Genomic DNA, 16947 nt, shown 5'->3' with positions numbered 1-16947 from the left:
AACTGCGCGCAGCAGCAGCTGTCCCGGCGCGTATGGAAACCGGCAAGCGGACCTGCCGGTTTCCATCGCATTTGAGTGGCTTGCCGCCGGTTGCGGTCACTCCGCCGCGATTGCGCGGCGGCGCTGGTCTTCCGGCTGGAACGGCGACCATTTCAGTTCGCCGTCATACCGCCAGGCCAGCTTGCCTTCGCTGTCCATCGCAATCAGCGACAGCCACCGGTTGTCGAAAAGTTCCCTGACATTGGCGTGGCGTTTCAGGACATCCGTCATCGCCTCGCGCGGGGCTTCGATGATGACGGTCAGGCGCAGCGGGTCATGCTGGAAGTCCTCACCGTCATGCACGGACTGCCAGGGCAGGCCAGGGCGCAGCGCGCCGCCGTTGCCTTCGAGCACACCGATGCCGCCCGCAACGTTGTGCAGCAGCTTGTTGCCGCCGCCAAACAGCTGTGGTGCCACGGTGGAGCCGTAGTACTGCAGGCTGATCCAGCTGGCGACCTGCACCGGGGCGGTCATGATCAGCTCCAGCACGCCAAAGCCCTCGTCGGCCTGCCAGTCGTAGTTGTGCAGGAAGGTGCTGCGGGACAGGTCCGCGCCCTCCGTCCGCTGGCGCGGGGCGGCGATCAGCGCCTGGCAGCCGGCCAGGCCCCATTCGGGGCGCAGTTCGGCCCAGTCGCCGGCCCGGCGGGCAATGTCCGCCTCCCCCTTGGCCCGGGGCAGCCTGGCGGCGCGTTCGGCGCGGGCCAGCCGCCCGGCGCCGTCCAGCCAGCGCTTCAGTTGGGCAACATCCGCATTCCAGTCCTGGCTCGGCAGATCCTGCTCATACAGTGTGACCGCATCGGTGGTGGTGTGGTGCAGCGCCGGCAGGAACAGCGTATCGGCGGGGATGCTGATGCCTTCGCCCTGCAGCCCCTCGCGCACCTGGGCGTCATTCAGCAGCCCGGCCAGCAGGCGCGCGTTCACGTCGCCGGCATGGCCGCCGCAGGCGCCGCACTGCAGGGCGCTTTCGTGCGGGTTGTTGGTGACGTCAGCGCCGTGGCCCGCCAGCATCACGATCCGCGCGAAATTCTCTGTCAGGGACATCGCGGCCAGCACGGATTTCGCCATGCCGATGCGGACGTCCAGGCCGATCAACGGGTCAAGCTGCGGCGCGGGGTCGGGCTTGGCGCCCGCCGGGCGGCCAAGAGAGTCCCGCAGCAGCTTGCTGACGTACAGCGGGCCGGTCGCCTCGACAAAGGCAAAGGAGGAGACCGCCGCCAGCTTGAACCGGCCCCAGGCGCGTTTGGCCCGCGCCGCATAGCGGCGGTTTTGATCGGCGGTGTCCGGCTCGGCAGCCTTGGAGGACACGCCGGCCTGCAGCAGGACCGGGCCGCGGGTCTCGGTCACGTCCGACCCGGCGGCCTGGTGGGCGCTGGCAAGGCCGAAGAAGCCCGCAAAGCCAATGGTTTCGATCCCGGCATCCTGCGCTTCCAGCATCCGGCGGAACACCTCGGAGCGCACGTCGATGCAGAAGGCCGCCTGCACGGCCGGGCGCCCCGCGGTCAGGCGCGGCTGGCGCGAGGTCAGGACACCGGAAAGCTTGCGCTGCTGCGCCCGCTCGGCGGCGTCCTGCAGCACCGCGTCGATGACCAGATCCCGGCTGGGGGTCACCGGCATTTCGTGCTGTGCGGCGACCTCTGCCCAGCGGCTGGCAATCTGCTCTTTGTAAAGATGGAACAGCGCCTCGTCGAACACCATCCGGATCGCCAGCAGCTCTGCCGCGGTGTTGTCGGCCTTGCCGTCCAGTTCCGCCTGCCACAGCAGATAGCGCGCATACTGCGCCCAGCCGCCCAGGGTGATCAGCCACCTGTGGTAGGCGGTGCCGGCGGCCCCGGCCGACACGCCGAGGGCCTCGGACGCACGGCCGATGGCCCGCCAGTGGGACCGGTTGGTGGCGGCAACGAAGGCGCCGAAGCCCTTGAGGCCGTGAATTTCCGGGGTCAGATCGCGGGAGGCGAATTCGCGCCAGGCGCTGAACGCGCCGCCGGTGCGGTTGGGCTGCCACAGCGCCTGTCCCTGATCGAAGTGGCTGGACGCCCAAACGCCGATCCGCTCCTCGATCAGGCCGGGCCAGTCGATGCCGGACACATCCGCCGCCAGTTCCGCCACCGTGGGCAGCGCGCTCAGCGGTGCGCTTTCGGTCCTGAGCGCCGCCTTGACGGTGTCCAGATCCGGCTGGCCAAAGCGGGTTTCGGCACTGGCAAGCGCATCGCGCAGATCCTCCACGCCGATCTCTCCGGCGTCGAATTTGGCCGCCCAATGCGCGCGCTCCGGCGTGATCCGTGCACCGGCGACCCGCGCCATGCGCGCGGCCGCCACTGCCAGGGGTTCACCGGTCTGGCCAAGGAAAGGGTTGACCGCAACGCTGGATGAGAGCGGGAACAGCGGCGGGATGGCTTTCACCGCCTTGTTCGCCTCAGCCACAAATTCCAGCAGGGCAGCGGGGTAGGTTTCGTGCTTGGTAAACATGTCTCGCTCCGTTTCAGGCGGTTTTCCGGTTCGACCAGCCGTCCAGCAGCCTGTCGAAGATCGCGTTTGCGTAAAGCCCGTTGGACAGATGCACGCGCAGGCCGGAGGCGGCCGGATGCGTGGCCCAGAGCGGGAAGGTTGCCTGCGCCACGGCAACCGCGCCGAAGCTGAGCAGCGCCAGAACGATCAGTGCCCATTCCAGCGGGCCCGGGGCGGGGGCCGGGGGCAGCGTGCCGGCCGTCATGTGCAGGGCTGCAGATTGCAGCAGGAAGTAGCCCACCGAGGTTGCGGAGGCATAGATCACGGTGCGGCGGGTCAGCGCGCCGGGGGCTGCATCGGCAAAACCTTGTGCCAGGATGTAGGCGACGCCGAAGATCAGGATCACACCCAGGGCGATGGCCTGAACCGACTTGCCGTCAAAGCCGAAGACCGCGCCGATCAGCCCGTACATCACAATGCCGATGGCAAAGGCCTGCAGCACGTTGCGGGCGCTTGGCACCGCGACCGGGCCAGGGCGGCGGATGGCGGCAACATTGCGGACCGCCTCGCCCGCGCTGAGGAAGGCGTGCGCCTTATACAGCGAATGCGCCACGATGTGCAGCAGGGCCAGCGGGAACAGTGCCAGGCCGCATTGCATGACCATAAAGCCCATCTGCGCGATCGTGGACCACGCCAGCGAGGTCTTGACCGCGGCTTGGGTCAGCATCACCAGCCCGCCGAACAGCGCGGTGAAGCCGCCCAGCATCACCAGCAGCGCCATAACACCCGGCGCGGCCAGCATCACATCGGCAAACCGGATCAGCAGGAAGCCGCCCGCGTTGATGACACCCGCATGCAGCAGCGCCGAAACCGGGGTCGGGGCCTCCATCACCTCGGTCAGCCAGCCGTGGGCCGGAAACTGCGCCGAGGCCAGCACCGCCGCCAGGGCAACCAGCAGCGCCGCGGCAACCGTCGCCGGGCCCGGCTGCGCGGCGGCCAGGATCGCGGAGATGTCGGACGTGCCGTAGCCCAGCACCAGCAGCAGCACCGCGCCTGCCAGCGCGAATTCGCTTGCCCGCGCAACAACGGCCTTTTTGCGTGCGGCGCGCCGGGCGGTGGTGCGCTCCGGATAGAACAGAAGCAGGCGGTTCAGCAGCAGGCTGGTTGCCACCCAGGCCGCCAGAAGCTGAATAAGGTTGCCCGACATCACCAGCAGCAGAACCGCGGCCAAGGTCGCCGACATCCAGCCGGTAAACGCGCCCTGGCGCGCTTCGCCGTCCATATAGGTGGCCGCGTAGCGCATGACGATCCAGCCGATGAAGCTTACCAGCACCAGCATGGTGGCACTGACCGCGTCCAGCCGGACGGAAATCCCCACGCCCCACAGGCCGATCAGCGCCGAGTTTCCCGGGCCGTGAAGCAGCAGCAGGACGGCTGAGAGGGCCGAGACGGCAAAGGCGGCAAGCGCGGACCATTCGGCCAAGCGGGGCAGCAGGGCGGGGCGGCGGCCAGGTGTCTGGCGCGCATAGACCGCGGCGGCCAGCAGGATAAGCGGGCTTAGAAGTGGCAGAAACAGGTGACTCATGGTTCAATTTCCTTGGTCTCAGCAGGCGGAATCGCGTTCCAGAAGGAGATAGGGCAAGTTTTTAGTTATAAAAAATTCATTGTTTGTTTGATTGTGTTCTAATAAATAGAACGATATGCCGCTGAACTATCACCACCTCCGCTATTTCTGGGCGGTTGCGCACGACGGGAACCTGACCCGGACCGCGCAGCAGCTGAACCTGTCGCAATCTGCCTTGTCCGTTCAGATCAAGCAGCTGGAGGAACGTCTGGGCCATGCCCTGTTCGAGCGCCGCGGGCGGCAATTGCATCTGACCGAGGCGGGCCGGATCGCCCTGGACCATGCGGATGCGATCTTTACCGCCGGGCAGGAACTGGTCGCCACATTGCAGGAGACAGGCCGCACCCGTCAGGCGCTGCGCGTGGGGGCGCTGGCCACCTTGTCCCGTAATTTCCAGATCGGTTTCCTGCGCCCGATCCTGGCGCGGACGGATGTTGAGGTGATCCTGCGCTCCGGCAGCCCGGCGGAACTGCTGGAGGGGCTGGGCACGCTCAACCTGGATCTGGTGCTGATGAACCGGGAGCCGCCGGACGACAGTCTGGCGCCCTATGAAACCCATCAGATCGCCGAACAGGCCGTCAGCATCGTTGGCTCCCCGGAACGGTTCGACCCGGACCGGCCTATCCGTGAACTGCTTGGCGAACACCCGTTTATTCTGCCCACCACCGACAACACCCTGCGCACAGCCTTCGATGCCATGGCCAGCCGGCTGTCGGTGCGCCCGCAAGTGGCGGCAGAGGTGGATGATATGGCGATGATGCGCCTGCTGGCGCGGGAAAACATCGGCCTGGCCCTGGTGGCGCCGATTGTGGTTCAGGATGAGTTGACCTCCGGGCGGCTGGTGGAAGCCCGGGAGCATCCGCGGATCAGGGAGACGTTTTACGCCATCACCCTGCGCCGCCGGTTTCCCAACCCGGTTGTGCAGGAGCTGCTGGCGAGCAGCTTTGATCCGGCACCGCTGCCCTGAGCCTCTGACCGGTCAGGGCCGCTGCGGGGATTCGTCACGTTTGAAAAAATGCTTCACTCTGGCAATCCGCTGCCGGATACGAGGCCGCGGGCCCGCAGCGCTGTGCCGGGGCAGGGCGCGTGGGTCAACTTGCCACTCACCGCCATATTGCCAAGCCGGATCTTTTCGTATACCGCGGCATACAAATAGCATCCGGGGTGTTGGCAGCGGCTGCCGGACCCGGGGTGCAAGCTTCTTATAACGCTTACTCGCCGGGACAGCCATGAGCCTTTACACAGACTACCTCAATGAGATCGAAACCCGCAAAGAGCAGGGTTTGAACCCCAAGCCCATCGACGATGGCGCGCTGGTTGAAGAGCTGATCGCGCAAATCAGGGACACCGGAAACGCGCACCGCGACGACTCCCTGAACTATCTGATCTACAACACCCTGCCCGGCACCACGAGCGCCGCAGGCGTCAAGGCGAAGTTCCTGAAAGAGATCATCCTGGGCCAGGCCGAGGTTCCGGAAATCTCCACCGGTTTCGCGTTCGAGCTGCTGTCCCACATGAAAGGCGGCCCGTCGGTTGAGGTGCTGCTGGATCTGGCGCTTGGCGAGGATGCCGCGGTGGCGGAACAGGCGGCTGAGGTGCTGAAGACGCAGGTCTTCCTGTATGAGGCAGACACCGACCGTCTGAAGCAGGCGTATGCAGCCGGGAACGGCATCGCCAAGGACATTCTGGAAAGCTATGCAAAGGCAGAGTTTTTCACCAAGCTTCCGGACATTGACGAAAAGATCGACGTCGTCACCTATGTCGCTGCCGAGGGCGATATCTCCACCGACCTGCTGTCGCCGGGCAATCAGGCGCACAGCCGTTCGGACCGGGAACTGCACGGCAAATGCCTGATTTCCGAGAAGGCCCAGCAGGAAATCGAGGCGCTGAAGCTGCAGCACCCGGGCAAGCGCGTGATGCTGGTTGCGGAGAAGGGCACGATGGGCGTCGGGTCCTCCCGCATGTCCGGGGTCAACAACGTCGCCCTGTGGACCGGCAAGAAGGCCAGCCCCTATGTGCCGTTCGTGAACATTGCGCCGGTTGTCGCAGGCACCAATGGCATCTCTCCCATTTTCCTGACCACCGTCGGCGTGACCGGCGGCATCGGGCTCGACCTGAAGAACTGGGTCAAGAAAACGGACTCCGACGGCAATCCGATTCTGAACAACGACGGCAACCCGATCCTGGAGCAGAAGTACTCTGTCGAAACGGGCACCGTTCTGTCGATCAACACCAAGACCAAGAAGCTCTGCCGCGCTGAGACCGGCGAAGAGCTGGCGGATGTCTCCTCTGCCTTCACCCCGCAGAAGGTCGAATTCATGAAGGCCGGCGGCTCCTATGCCATCGTGTTCGGCAAGAAGCTGCAAAGCTTTGCGGCCGAGACCCTGGGCGTTGAGCCGGCACAGGTCTTTGCGCCGTCCAAGGTGGTGTCGCATGAGGGCCAGGGCCTGACCGCGGTCGAGAAGATCTTTAACAAGAACGCTGTTGGCGTGGCTGGGGATACGGTCCTGCACGCAGGGTCTGACGCCCGCGTGAAGGTCAACATCGTCGGCTCCCAGGACACCACCGGCCTGATGACCGCGCAGGAGCTGGAGTCGATGGCCGCGACCGTCATCTCGCCGACCGTGGACGGGGCCTATCAGTCCGGCTGCCACACCGCCTCGGTCTGGGATCTGAAAGCGCAGGCCAACATTCCCAAGCTCATGAAATTCATGAACAAGTTCGGCCTGATCACGGCGCGGGACCCGAAGGGCGTCTATCACTCGATGACCGACGTGATCCACAAGGTGCTGAACGACATCACCGTGGATGACTGGGACATCACCATCGGCGGCGACAGCCACACCCGCATGTCCAAGGGCGTGGCCTTCGGTGCCGACTCCGGCACCGTGGCGCTGGCGCTGGCAACCGGCGAGGCCACCATGCCGATCCCCGAGTCCGTCAAGGTGACGTTCAAGGGCCGTATGAAGGACCACATGGACTTCCGCGACGTGGTGCACGCCACCCAGGCGCAGATGCTGCAGCAGCACGGCGACAACGTTTTTCAGGGCCGCGTGATCGAGGTGCACATCGGCACCCTGCTGGCTGACCAGGCGTTCACCTTTACCGACTGGACCGCAGAGATGAAGGCGAAGGCCTCCATCTGCATCTCCAACGACGACACGCTGGTGGGCTCGCTGGAACTGGCAAAGTCGCGCATCCAGGTGATGATCGACAAGGGCATGGACAACGAGGCCGGCACCCTGCAGGGCCTGATCGACAAGGCCGACAAGCGCATCGCCGAAATCAAGTCCGGCGAAAACCCGGCCCTGGCGCCGGACGGCAATGCCAAGTATTTCGCCGAAGTCGTCGTGGACCTGGACGCAATCGACGAGCCGATGATCGCGGACCCCGACGTGAACAACGCGGATGTCTCCAAGCGCTACACCCACGACACCATCCGCCCCGTGTCCTATTACGGCGGCGACAAGAAGGTCGACCTGGGCTTTGTCGGCTCCTGCATGGTGCACAAGGGCGACATGAAGATCGTCGCGCAAATGCTGAAGAACCTGGAGAAGAAATCCGGCAAGGTCGCATTCAACGCGCCGCTGGTTGTCGCGGCGCCGACCTACAACATCATTGATGAGCTGAAGGAAGAGGGCGACTGGGAAATCCTGCAGCGCTACTCGGGCTTTGAGTTCGACGACCTGATGCCGAAAAGCAAGGCGCGCACCGAATACGAGAACATCCTGTATCTGGAGCGTCCGGGCTGCAACCTCTGCATGGGCAACCAGGAGAAGGCCGCCAAGGGCGACACGGTTCTGGCCACGTCCACGCGCCTGTTCCAGGGCCGCGTCGTGGAAGACAGCGCAGACAAGAAGGGCGAGTCCCTGCTGGCCTCGACGCCGGTTGTTGTCCTGTCGGCGATCCTGGGCAGAACCCCGAGCATGGACGAGTACAAGTCCGCCGTGGAGGGGATCGACCTGACCAAGTTCGCACCGCCGCTGGAAAAACCCGCTGGCGCGCGCTCGGTTCATTTCTGACGCCGGCTGTTACCTTTGGGCTTCAGCCGCCGCGGTTCGCGGCGGCTGAAAACCCCCGCGCCGCCGGGCAGGTGCAAACCCTTGCCCTGCGGCGAGACTTTCAGGAACCGGCCGGGTTTGACCTCCACCCGCCGCGGCCTCGGGCGCCTGTAATCATGATTATGTTAATTGATGAGTGAAGACTGACTGGCGCGGCTTTGCCGGATTGCGGCAGGTGCCGGGCCCGACTCGCGCAAAGGTGTGCTGCTAAGTGTATGAAATAACATAGTTAGTTTGGTCGAGCGGCACTGGACTCTGCAGCAGGCCCGGGCGCTGGCCCCCGTGGAAGCAATACACGTTAAACGGTAATTGCTTTTTCATACTCCTTCTTTAAGGTGAAAAAGGTCCAACGAGGTACAGCTCATGAACCTTTCTCTCTCCAGATTCTTTGAACGGACCCCGGCGACCAATCTCGACACCTGCGACCGTGAACCGGTCCATATGATCGGAATGATCCAGAAGGGCACCGGCCTGCTGGTTCTGGACCATACCGATGGCCGCATCGTTGGCGTGTCAGAAAACCTCCATGAAATCATCGGCATGCCAGCTGACGCCTTGCTTGGCGCGGGTATCGAGACCGTTTCGGAGGATATCGCCGGGCAGCTGGCCGAACTGACGGACAGCCCGCACATATCCCACGAAATCCTTGATGCGCAGTTTGAGGCGGATGGCGCTGTCTATGATGTCGTCACCCACACGCACGCGAGCCGCCGCTTTGTCGAGTTCATCCGCAACGAAGCGCCGTCGGCGTCCCTGGTGCGGAAACGGATGCGGCGCTGCGGGTCGGCCTGTTCGCAGATCATGGGCGCTGTGACCTTCGAGGAGGCGATGCAAGTCGCCGCCAATGCGGTGCGCGATCTGACAGGCATGTCCCGGGTCAAGATCTACCGCTTCCTGCCCGACTGGTCAGGTTCAACAATCGCGGAATCGCGGGACGACCGGATGGAGTCGATGCTGGGAATGCACTTTCCCGATACCGATATCCCCAAACAGGTCCGGGAGCTGATGACCATCGTGCCCTACCGGTTCGTGGGGTCGGTTCAGGACGAAAACGTGGCAATCCGCGCGCTGGCCGGTCACGCCGGCGAGCTGGACATGACCTGGTCGATGGGGCGCGCAGTCTCTGCGATGCACACCGCCTATCTTCGCAACATCGGGGCGTTCTCGTCATTTTCCTGCAGTCTGATGGACAAGGGCAAGCTGTGGGGCCTGATCGCCTGCCACCACGTCGACGAGGCGATTGTGCCTTCGGACAGCTGGGCCCTGGCACAGGAAATCGGAACCGCGCTGATGCTGCGCTACGACCAGGCGCAACGCACGGAAACCGCGGACATGATCTCGCAGCTGCGGCGGATCGAAAGCAACTTTGCGGCCGAACTGCGCCAGACCGGCGACGTTGAGGACGTGATCAAAACGCTTGTCCCGGTGCTGCAGAAATTCCTGCGCGCCGACGGGTTCGCCTTTCAGTACGGGCTTAACCTGCACACATCCGGCGAAACGCCGCCGCCGGAGTTCATCCGAAATCTGATCCGTTGGACCAAGGACAATCTGACTGGGGAGGATCAGTTTCAGACGATCTCGCTGCAGTCGATCTATCCGGACTCGGCGCCCTATAAGGACGTCGCCTGCGGGGTGCTGGTGCAGCCGATTGTCGTGCACCGGGTCTGCCAGCTCATCTGGTTCCGCGGGCCGATCACGCAAAAGGTGACCTGGGCCGGGCGCCCGGATGCCAAGATGGTGGCGGATGAAAAGACGGGTGTCACCCTGGGGCCGCGGACGTCGTTCGACAAATGGGTCGAAGAGCATAGCGACCAGAGCCTGCCCTGGGAGGAGGCTGAGCTGCAGGCCGCGCGCGAAATCTTCCAGGAGTTTCTGGACATCATCTCTTCCCAGTTGCTGCTGAAGGAGGAAAACTCATCGCTGCGCCGCTTTGCGCATATGGCGGCGCATGACCTCAAGGCGCCGCTGCGGGGCATAAGCTCGGCGCTGCAATGGATGGAAGAGGATGAGGCCGACCCCGCAAGCGTTGAAGAGCACCGCCACCTGGCCGCGCAGCAGGCGAAAAAGCTGCAGCGCCTGACCGAAAGCCTGCTGGAACTCGCCGTCCTGCAGGAGCAAAAGCCGAAAATGGTGACTGTGGACCTGGGCCTGCTGGCGCAGCAAGCGATTGAGCTGCTGGGGCATGACATCGCGGCGGCGGATGCCGAGGTCCGGATAGACGGCCTGCCGTCCTGCGTCGCCGCGCCGGACCTGCTGATCCGGGTGTTCCTGAACCTGATCGGAAATGCGCTTAAATACGGCCGCTCTGCGGACCGGCCGCTTCGGATTGCGGTCTCGTCAGAGGATGACGGCAGCTGGCACCGCATTGTGATTAAGGACAACGGCCCCGGCATCCCGCCGCAATACGCGGAGCGGATTTTCGAGCCGTCCCAGCGGCTGGTGACAGATGACAAGGCCGAGGGATCCGGCTTTGGCCTTTCGATCTGCGCCGAGATCGTCAAGTTGCACAACGGGCGCATCTTTGCCGACAAGACCTCCGAGACCGGCGCGCGGTTTGTCATGGAGTTGCCGAAAGCTCCGCTGCAATGACGCGCCCGAAGGACGCCGCCCGGCGATCCGCGCGCGTGTGGCTTCGTGAGGCCACGCACCGTCTGCATCTGGACCTGCACAAGCATCCGCTCTACCGGCGCTTGCCGGAACCGGATCTGACCTGCCAGGAACTGAGGGCAACCGCGGCAATAACCTATTCAGCCGCGGCGGTGGTCGAGTCCAGCCGGGCCAGCCGGCAGATCTGGCCGGAGATTTCTTTGTCGGACCATCTTCAGGACCTGGCGAGGGATCTGGGTGATCAGGCGTGCCTGCCGCCGCCGCAGGGACAAGCGCATCTGACAACCGAAGCGGGCCTGCTTGGCGCGCTTTACGTCATTCATGGCTCCGCATTCGGGGCTGCCTCGCTCGCCAAGTCTGTCAGGCGCGCTGTGCCCTCGGCTCCCCGGTCCTTTCTTATGCCCCGCAACACGGAGGCCTGGCAGTACCTGTGCCGGCTGCTTGATGCGGTCCCGGCGGCCGAGTTGCCGCTGCTTGCGCAGGGTGCCAAGGAAGTCTTCCGCAATTACAAGCTGCTCGCCGATTTCCAGCTGGAGATTTGCCGGGCCGCCATTCCCTCCGGGGCTACTAAAATCCCGCCCGCCAGCCGCCAAGCCTGGCAACCGGCCTCAAGGTAAGCGTCGGCTGCGGCCGGTCTGCCGGAACGGGGCCAAGCGCAGCTGCGTCTTCAGTCTGTAAGCCGCCTGTCCGGATCCAGGTTGCGCGCCGGGACCCCGGTCTGTGGCCCGAAGCGGCGGGCTTTTGATCCCGGCGGTGCAGGGCGGCCGCCGGACACGCCCGCGGGGCTGCTGCGGCCGGCTGCATCAGGCACTCAGACGCTGCGGGGCAGCGTGACGGGTTGCGGGGCCGGCAGCGCCCAGATCGAAGCTGCCGACAATCCCTGTCAGGCTGTGGGATTCGTTCTGCAGCAGCTGGCTGGCCGCCGCGGCTTCTTCTGACATGGCCGCGTTCTGCTGGGTCATGCTGTCAAGCTGATGCATGGCGCCATCAATCTTCTCCAGCCCGCGGGACTGGGCGCGCACGCCGTCAGCAATGTCGGTAACCAGGCCGGACACCGCCGACACCTGCTCGATGATGCTGGTCAGGGCATCGCCTGCACGGCCGACCATTGAGACCCCATTGGCCACATGCTCCTCGCTGGCGCTGGTCAGCCCCTTGATCTGCCCGGCCGCGTTGGAGGCTCGCTGCGCCAGGGCCCGCACTTCGGAGGCGACCACGGCAAACCCGGCTCCGGCCGGACCCGCCCGCGCGGCCTCTACCCCGGCGTTCAGCGCCAGCAGGTTGGTCTGGAAGGCAATGTCGTCGATCATGTTGATGATCTTGGAGATTTCCGACGAGGCTTCCTGAATTTGGTCCATCGCCTCCACCGCTGACGTCACCACCTCGGTGCTCTGTTCCGCCTCGCTGCGGGCGCCGCGCATGGTTTCATCCATCTTGCCCGCCCGTTCCGCGGTCGAGCGGATGCCTTCCGTCAGCTCGCGGATCGCGCCGGCGGTTTCCTCCAGCGTCGCCGCCTGGCTTTCGGTCCGGTGCGCCATTTCCGTGGCGGCGCCGCGCTGCTCTTCGGAGAAACGGCCGACATTCTCCGCAGCGCCGACAACCTGAGCCATTGAACTGCGCAGTTTCTCGAGGCTGCGGTTGAAGTTTTCCCGCAGCGCCTCGTACTGGACCGCAAACGGGGCCTGAATGTCACAGGCCAGGTTGCCGCGCTGCAATTCGGACAGCGCCGCGCTCATGCTGTCGACCACCGCCGCGGTATGGCGCGCCGCCTCCACCTCGCGCGCGGCGGCCTCGTCTGCGTCTTTCAGCTTGCCGCGGAAGCTGTCGAGGCTTCGCGCCAGGTCGCCCAGTTCGTCGCCGCGGTCGCGGCCGCTGATTGCAGTCTCGTAATTGCTGTCCGCCAGCGCATTGGTGGCTTCGCGCAGCGCGTGGATCGGCCGGGTGACGCTGCGGGCCGCAAGCCAGGATACGCCAATGGCCGCCAGCAGCGCCGCGCCGATCAGCCCGGCGGCCGTCAGGCGGATCCGCTCGACCACGGCAAAGGCGGTATGCTCATCCGTTTCCAGCACCAGTGACCAGTCAAACCCCGGCAGATCCAGCGGCATCACCAAGGCTAAGGCGCGCTCGCCAAGCGAGGAGGCCACGCCTTCGAACTGGCCGGCTTCCCGTGCCCTGGCGGCCTGGATCTGCGGTGTGTCCGGCATTGCCTGCAGCACCGGGAACAGCCCTGCCGCGGACGACGGGCTGCGGGCCAGACCATCGCTGCTGACCACAAAGATATTCTGATGGCTGCCGCCCGACAGGTTGCTGGTCAGCGCGTTGACAACCCCCGCCGTTCCCAGCTGCACCGCGATCACCCCGACCACCTCCTTGCGTTTGGAGAACACCGGGGCGGCCATGAAGGCTGCGACGCCCTCTGCGCTGTGGCTGTAGGCGGCATAATCCGCTGCCACAACGGTGCCGGCCTCGGCCTGCAGGGCGGCCTGAAACACCTGGGCCAGCCCGCTGTCCGAACCAGGCTGAATATCCGTCAGGAAATCGCCCTGCTTTTTCACCGAATACACCACCTGCCCCTTGGCGCTGATCAGGTAGAGGTCCTGATAGCCGTTGAGGCGCAGGCTTTGCAGAAAGGTGGGGTGATAGGTGGTATGCGACTGGTTGTAATAGCTGCCGTCGCCTGCGTCCGTCAGTTCCTCCCGCTGGTCCGCGGGATGCGGGTTCGCCTCTGCGTAGGTCTGTTTCAGATAGGCGACGGGGTCGTCTTCCTCGACCATGCCGATCACCCGCTCGAAGTTGCCGATCGCCCGGAACACGGCCGGCTGTCCGGCCAGGCTCGACACATCTGACCGTGCGGCCTTGATCAGGAACTCCAGCGCCTGGGCGCCGGACTTGGCCTCAATCTCCTGCGCGGCAAAGGCGTTTTCCCGGATGCTGCGCTCTGCCATTGAATAGACCAGCAGGGACACGGTGACGAGAAACGCGCCCGTCAGCGCCACCATGATCATCGGCAGTTTCAGTTTCAGCGGCAGTTTCGTGGTCCGGGGCATTGGCGAAAGTCTCCTGCAATCGGCGTCGCGCCCTGGTCTGAGAGGGGCGCATACAGGAGTGTTAATCAGCAAAGTCCTGAAAAAGTGTGTACCGCAATGGCACCATAAATGAAGTTTTCCGGAAATGAGTGGAAATTTATGCCGCAAATTTGAAGTGCGGCAGAATGCGCAGAACAGGAGGTGATACCCTATATTATTATCGGCATTCCGTTTGCATCTTTTCGAAACGTCCGGAGGATGGTGACGCAAAACGGCTAGTCTGGTCATATTCAGATTTGATGATCTTGCAAAAGCAGTCCGCGGAGACTGGGGGCCGGCGGATAGGCTGCGGCTGCGCAAGGGGTAACCTTCTGGCGGATGCTTGTTTGCAGTCGGCATCGTTAAGGGGGCGAACATTGCCGCGGGTCTGGCCAAGAGTGGCCGCCGGGCGCAGGCCTGCGTCACTGATGCCTGCGCCCAAGCGCGGGCCGTTTGATTGTCCGGGCTGGTGCAGCGCGGAGGTGACCGCTGGCAGCAGCAGGCGGGGCTGGGCTGCGGTTTAAAAATCCTGCCAGAGATTGCGGGCGGCGGCTGCCGCCGCTGCAGGGGCCGGGCTGGCCTGGACCTCCCAGGTGTCCTCCCCGTGCGCCGTTGGCGGAGGCGGAGCGGCGGGTGCGGCGGCAGGGGCCGCCTGACCGTCTGCGGCCTGGAACCCGGCAACCAGTTCTGCCAGTTTGGTGGCATCGGAATTCAGCATGTGGCCCGCCGCAGTGGCCTGTTCCACCATTGCGGCGTTCTGCTGGGTCACCTGGTCCAGCTGGGTGACGCCGGCGTTGATTTCACTCAGCCCGGTCGATTGTTCCGCCGCACCTTGGGCGATGCCGGAGACCAGCTGGGCAATCTGTGTCACCCGCTCGACGATGCTCTGAAGCGCGCCGCCGGCCTTGCCGACAAGATCGACACCCTGCTGCACGTGTCTGGAGCTGTCCCCGATCAATGTCTTGATCTCCGTAGCGGCATCGGCAGACCGCTGCGCCAGGGCCCGCACCTCAGAGGCGACTACGGCAAAGCCCTTGCCGGCCTCGCCTGCGCGCGCCGCCTCGACGCCTGCGTTGAGCGCCAGCAGATTGGTTTGAAACGCGATATCGTCAATCACGCCGAGGATCTTGGAAATCCGGTTCGAGCTCTGCTCAATTTCTGCCATTGCGGCGACGGCGTCCTGCACAACCCCGTGGTTGCCCTCTGCCTCGGTGCGGGCTTCCTCCATGGTGGCCTCGACGCTGCGGGCGCCCTCGGCGGCGGATTTCACCGATGCGGTCAGCTGGTCCAGTGCCGCGGCGGTCTGCTCCAGAGTTGCAGCCTGGCTCTCGGTGCGGTGCGACAGGTCGTCGGAGGCCTGGCTGATTTCTGCGGCGCCGCTGCGGATGCTGCTGGACGCCTCGACAACCTGGGCCACGGTGGAACTCAGCGTTTTGGCAGTCAGGTTGAAGTCCTTGCGCAGGCCGTCGTGTTCCTCCGGGAAGGGGCCGCTGATCTGATATGTGAAATCGCCCTTGGACAGGCGCGACAACCCGGTGCGCAAGGCATCGACCACATCCTGCTGCTGCTGTTGGCGGAGCGTCCCGCCGTGCTGCTCTTGCGCGGACCGGGCCGCTTTCAAGCCGTTCTGCATCTCCGCAATGGCACGGCCGATTGCGCCGATTTCGTCCTTACGGCCTGCTTCTCCGATCACACGATCCAGTTCGCCGGCGTTGACAGCCTCGATGGCGGCGCGGATCTGCTTGAGGGGGCGGATGACCGGGCGCACCGCAAGGGCAACCGCCGCCAGCAGGATCGCGCCTGCAAGTGTCAGAGCGGCGAGAATCCATCGTGCGATGGCGGCAGACGCCATCAGAGAGCCGGTGATGTCCTGCCGGAGTTCGATGACTACGGGTACGTCCGCGTCCCCTGCCGCGATTCGGCCGGCTGCGGCAGCCCGCAGCAAGGTTTTCCCGTCGCGGGTCACGACACGGGCATATGAGCCTTCGGGATTGCTGCTCAGATGATCCGAGGCTGCCTGCATGAACCCATCCATCTCCGGGCCGGCCAGCCCGGGAACGGGACTGGCGCTGTAGACGGAGAGGGAGCCCGGGACGCCGCCGGTCAAGGCGCCTGAGGCGCTTGCGTCCGCGCTGACATTGCGGGGGTCATTCCCCACGACCGTTTTTATCTGATTGAGCGCATGCACAGCGCCATCTGTTGCGGCCGCAACAGTGTTGCGTTCGATGGCCCGCGGAATGAGGAGCCAGCCTGCCGCCAGGCACAGCATCAGAACCGCGGCAACCGGGATGGTCAGTCTGAACAGCAGGGACTTGGAACCGTTACCCATAAAACACTCCGCAGCAAACTCACCACTGTTTGCGCCGCACAGGTACGGCGCCCGGCCCGCGCCGCAAGGCCGCGGAACTGCCGGTAGGTTGCAAGAGTGTTTCGCGGATGCCCTAAAGATCCGGTAACGGCAGCCGCGCCTGCCCGCCGGATCGCGTTAAAAGAGCAGAAAATCCGGCCTTGCGAACGACGGTTCAGGTCATCTCCGTCGCTGCACGGTTCCGGCGCCGCCTGGCGTGCGCCCGCACGGGGGTGGCGGCACAATTGCAAGGAAATTTGACGAAACAAGTTGTCAAATCCGCCGCGCCGGTCAAAAACTCGGCCATGGATGATAAAGACCACGACATTCTGCGGCTGATACAGTCCAACGCGCAGCTGACTGCTGAGGCGATCAGTCAAGAGGTGGGGCTGTCCGCGCCCGCGGTTCAGAAACGGCTGAAAAAGCTGCGGGACTCCGGGGTGATCGAGAAGGAAATCGCCATCCTCTCCCCGGCCCGGCTGGGGCGGGAGATGACCGTGATTGTCCAGGTAGTGCTGGAGCGGGAAAGCCGGATGCATCTGGATGCCTTCAAGCGCAAGATGTGCAAGGCGCCGCAGGTGCAGCAGTGCTATTACACCACCGGTGAGGCCGATTTCATCCTGATGGTCATCGTCAAGGACATCAAGGAATACGAGGCCTTCACCCAGGAGCATTTCTTTGATGAATCCAACGTCAGCCGCTTTACTTCCTCGGTGGTGATGGACCGGGTCAAGGTGTCCTTGGACATTATCTGACCGC

At 64.5% G+C, this 16947-nt stretch carries 9 protein-coding genes; 5 read left to right on the top strand and 4 right to left on the bottom strand.

The genetic code is table 11. From position 1 onward, the window contains the following. Nucleotides 1-96: 96 nt before the first annotated feature. Both ACTRWG_RS14790 and ACTRWG_RS14785 read right to left on the bottom strand, forming a co-directional pair. A complete protein-coding gene (locus tag ACTRWG_RS14790) occupies nt 97-2505 on the bottom strand; it encodes a YbcC family protein (protein WP_462829514.1) in 2409 nt (802 codons plus the stop codon). A 13-nt stretch (nt 2506-2518) separates the two neighbouring features. Continuing rightward, nucleotides 2519-4069 carry a proton-conducting transporter transmembrane domain-containing protein gene (locus tag ACTRWG_RS14785; protein WP_027234048.1) on the bottom strand — a complete coding sequence of 517 codons (1551 nt, stop codon included), beginning with the start codon at nt 4067-4069 and terminating at the stop codon, nt 2519-2521. Between the two features lie 115 nt (nt 4070-4184). Here ACTRWG_RS14785 and ACTRWG_RS14780 point away from each other — a divergent pair, with 115 nt between their 5' ends. The 4 genes from ACTRWG_RS14780 to ACTRWG_RS14765 all read left to right on the top strand — a co-directional run bounded on the left by ACTRWG_RS14780 (nt 4185) and on the right by ACTRWG_RS14765 (nt 11393). Continuing rightward, nucleotides 4185-5075, top strand: coding sequence for a LysR family transcriptional regulator (locus ACTRWG_RS14780; protein WP_027234049.1), 891 nt, complete (start codon nt 4185-4187; stop codon nt 5073-5075). Between the two features lie 262 nt (nt 5076-5337). Beyond that, complete coding sequence (locus tag ACTRWG_RS14775) at nt 5338-8130, top strand: bifunctional aconitate hydratase 2/2-methylisocitrate dehydratase (protein WP_027234050.1); 2793 nt, start codon at nt 5338-5340, stop codon at nt 8128-8130. Between the two features lie 402 nt (nt 8131-8532). Then, the gene (locus ACTRWG_RS14770; protein WP_462829511.1) at nt 8533-10758 is read left to right on the top strand and encodes an ATP-binding protein; all 2226 of its coding nucleotides are present in this window, start codon (nt 8533-8535) and stop codon (nt 10756-10758) included. After that, nucleotides 10755-11393 (top strand): heme oxygenase-like domain-containing protein, encoded by a 639-nt coding sequence (locus ACTRWG_RS14765; RefSeq protein ID WP_462829510.1) that lies wholly within the window; start codon nt 10755-10757, stop codon nt 11391-11393. The genes ACTRWG_RS14770 and ACTRWG_RS14765 overlap by 4 nt, the downstream gene beginning before the upstream one ends. 186 nt (nt 11394-11579) lie before the next feature. Here the strand turns inward: ACTRWG_RS14765 and ACTRWG_RS14760 are convergent, their stop codons facing one another. Both ACTRWG_RS14760 and ACTRWG_RS14755 read right to left on the bottom strand, forming a co-directional pair. Next, a complete protein-coding gene (locus ACTRWG_RS14760; protein WP_462829508.1) occupies nt 11580-13823 on the bottom strand; it encodes a methyl-accepting chemotaxis protein in 2244 nt (747 codons plus the stop codon). 538 nt (nt 13824-14361) lie between these two features. Further along, nucleotides 14362-16170 carry a methyl-accepting chemotaxis protein gene (locus tag ACTRWG_RS14755; RefSeq protein ID WP_462829507.1) on the bottom strand — a complete coding sequence of 603 codons (1809 nt, stop codon included), beginning with the start codon at nt 16168-16170 and terminating at the stop codon, nt 14362-14364. Nucleotides 16171-16493: 323 nt separating this feature from the next. Here ACTRWG_RS14755 and ACTRWG_RS14750 point away from each other — a divergent pair, with 323 nt between their 5' ends. Further along, the gene (locus ACTRWG_RS14750) at nt 16494-16943 is read left to right on the top strand and encodes an Lrp/AsnC family transcriptional regulator (protein ID WP_027234055.1); all 450 of its coding nucleotides are present in this window, start codon (nt 16494-16496) and stop codon (nt 16941-16943) included. The last annotated feature ends 4 nt before the right edge of the window (nt 16944-16947 follow it).

The sequence above is a fragment of the Leisingera sp. G5_S3_59_S7 genome, from assembly GCF_054968485.1.
Note: the sequence above shows the minus strand (reverse complement) of the source record. Positions and strands in the feature narration are given on the sequence as shown.

Coding starts and splice junctions, on each gene's coding strand:
- ACTRWG_RS14760 (WP_462829508.1), bottom strand. CDS start 13,823: ATGCCCCGGACCACGAAACTGCCGCTGAAACTGAAACTGCCGATGATC.
- ACTRWG_RS14785 (WP_027234048.1), bottom strand. CDS start 4,069: ATGAGTCACCTGTTTCTGCCACTTCTAAGCCCGCTTATCCTGCTGGCC.
- ACTRWG_RS14790 (WP_462829514.1), bottom strand. CDS start 2,505: ATGTTTACCAAGCACGAAACCTACCCCGCTGCCCTGCTGGAATTTGTG.
- ACTRWG_RS14750 (WP_027234055.1), top strand. CDS start 16,494: ATGGATGATAAAGACCACGACATTCTGCGGCTGATACAGTCCAACGCG.
- ACTRWG_RS14780 (WP_027234049.1), top strand. CDS start 4,185: ATGCCGCTGAACTATCACCACCTCCGCTATTTCTGGGCGGTTGCGCAC.
- ACTRWG_RS14765 (WP_462829510.1), top strand. CDS start 10,755: ATGACGCGCCCGAAGGACGCCGCCCGGCGATCCGCGCGCGTGTGGCTT.
- ACTRWG_RS14770 (WP_462829511.1), top strand. CDS start 8,533: ATGAACCTTTCTCTCTCCAGATTCTTTGAACGGACCCCGGCGACCAAT.
- ACTRWG_RS14755 (WP_462829507.1), bottom strand. CDS start 16,170: ATGGGTAACGGTTCCAAGTCCCTGCTGTTCAGACTGACCATCCCGGTT.
- ACTRWG_RS14775 (WP_027234050.1), top strand. CDS start 5,338: ATGAGCCTTTACACAGACTACCTCAATGAGATCGAAACCCGCAAAGAG.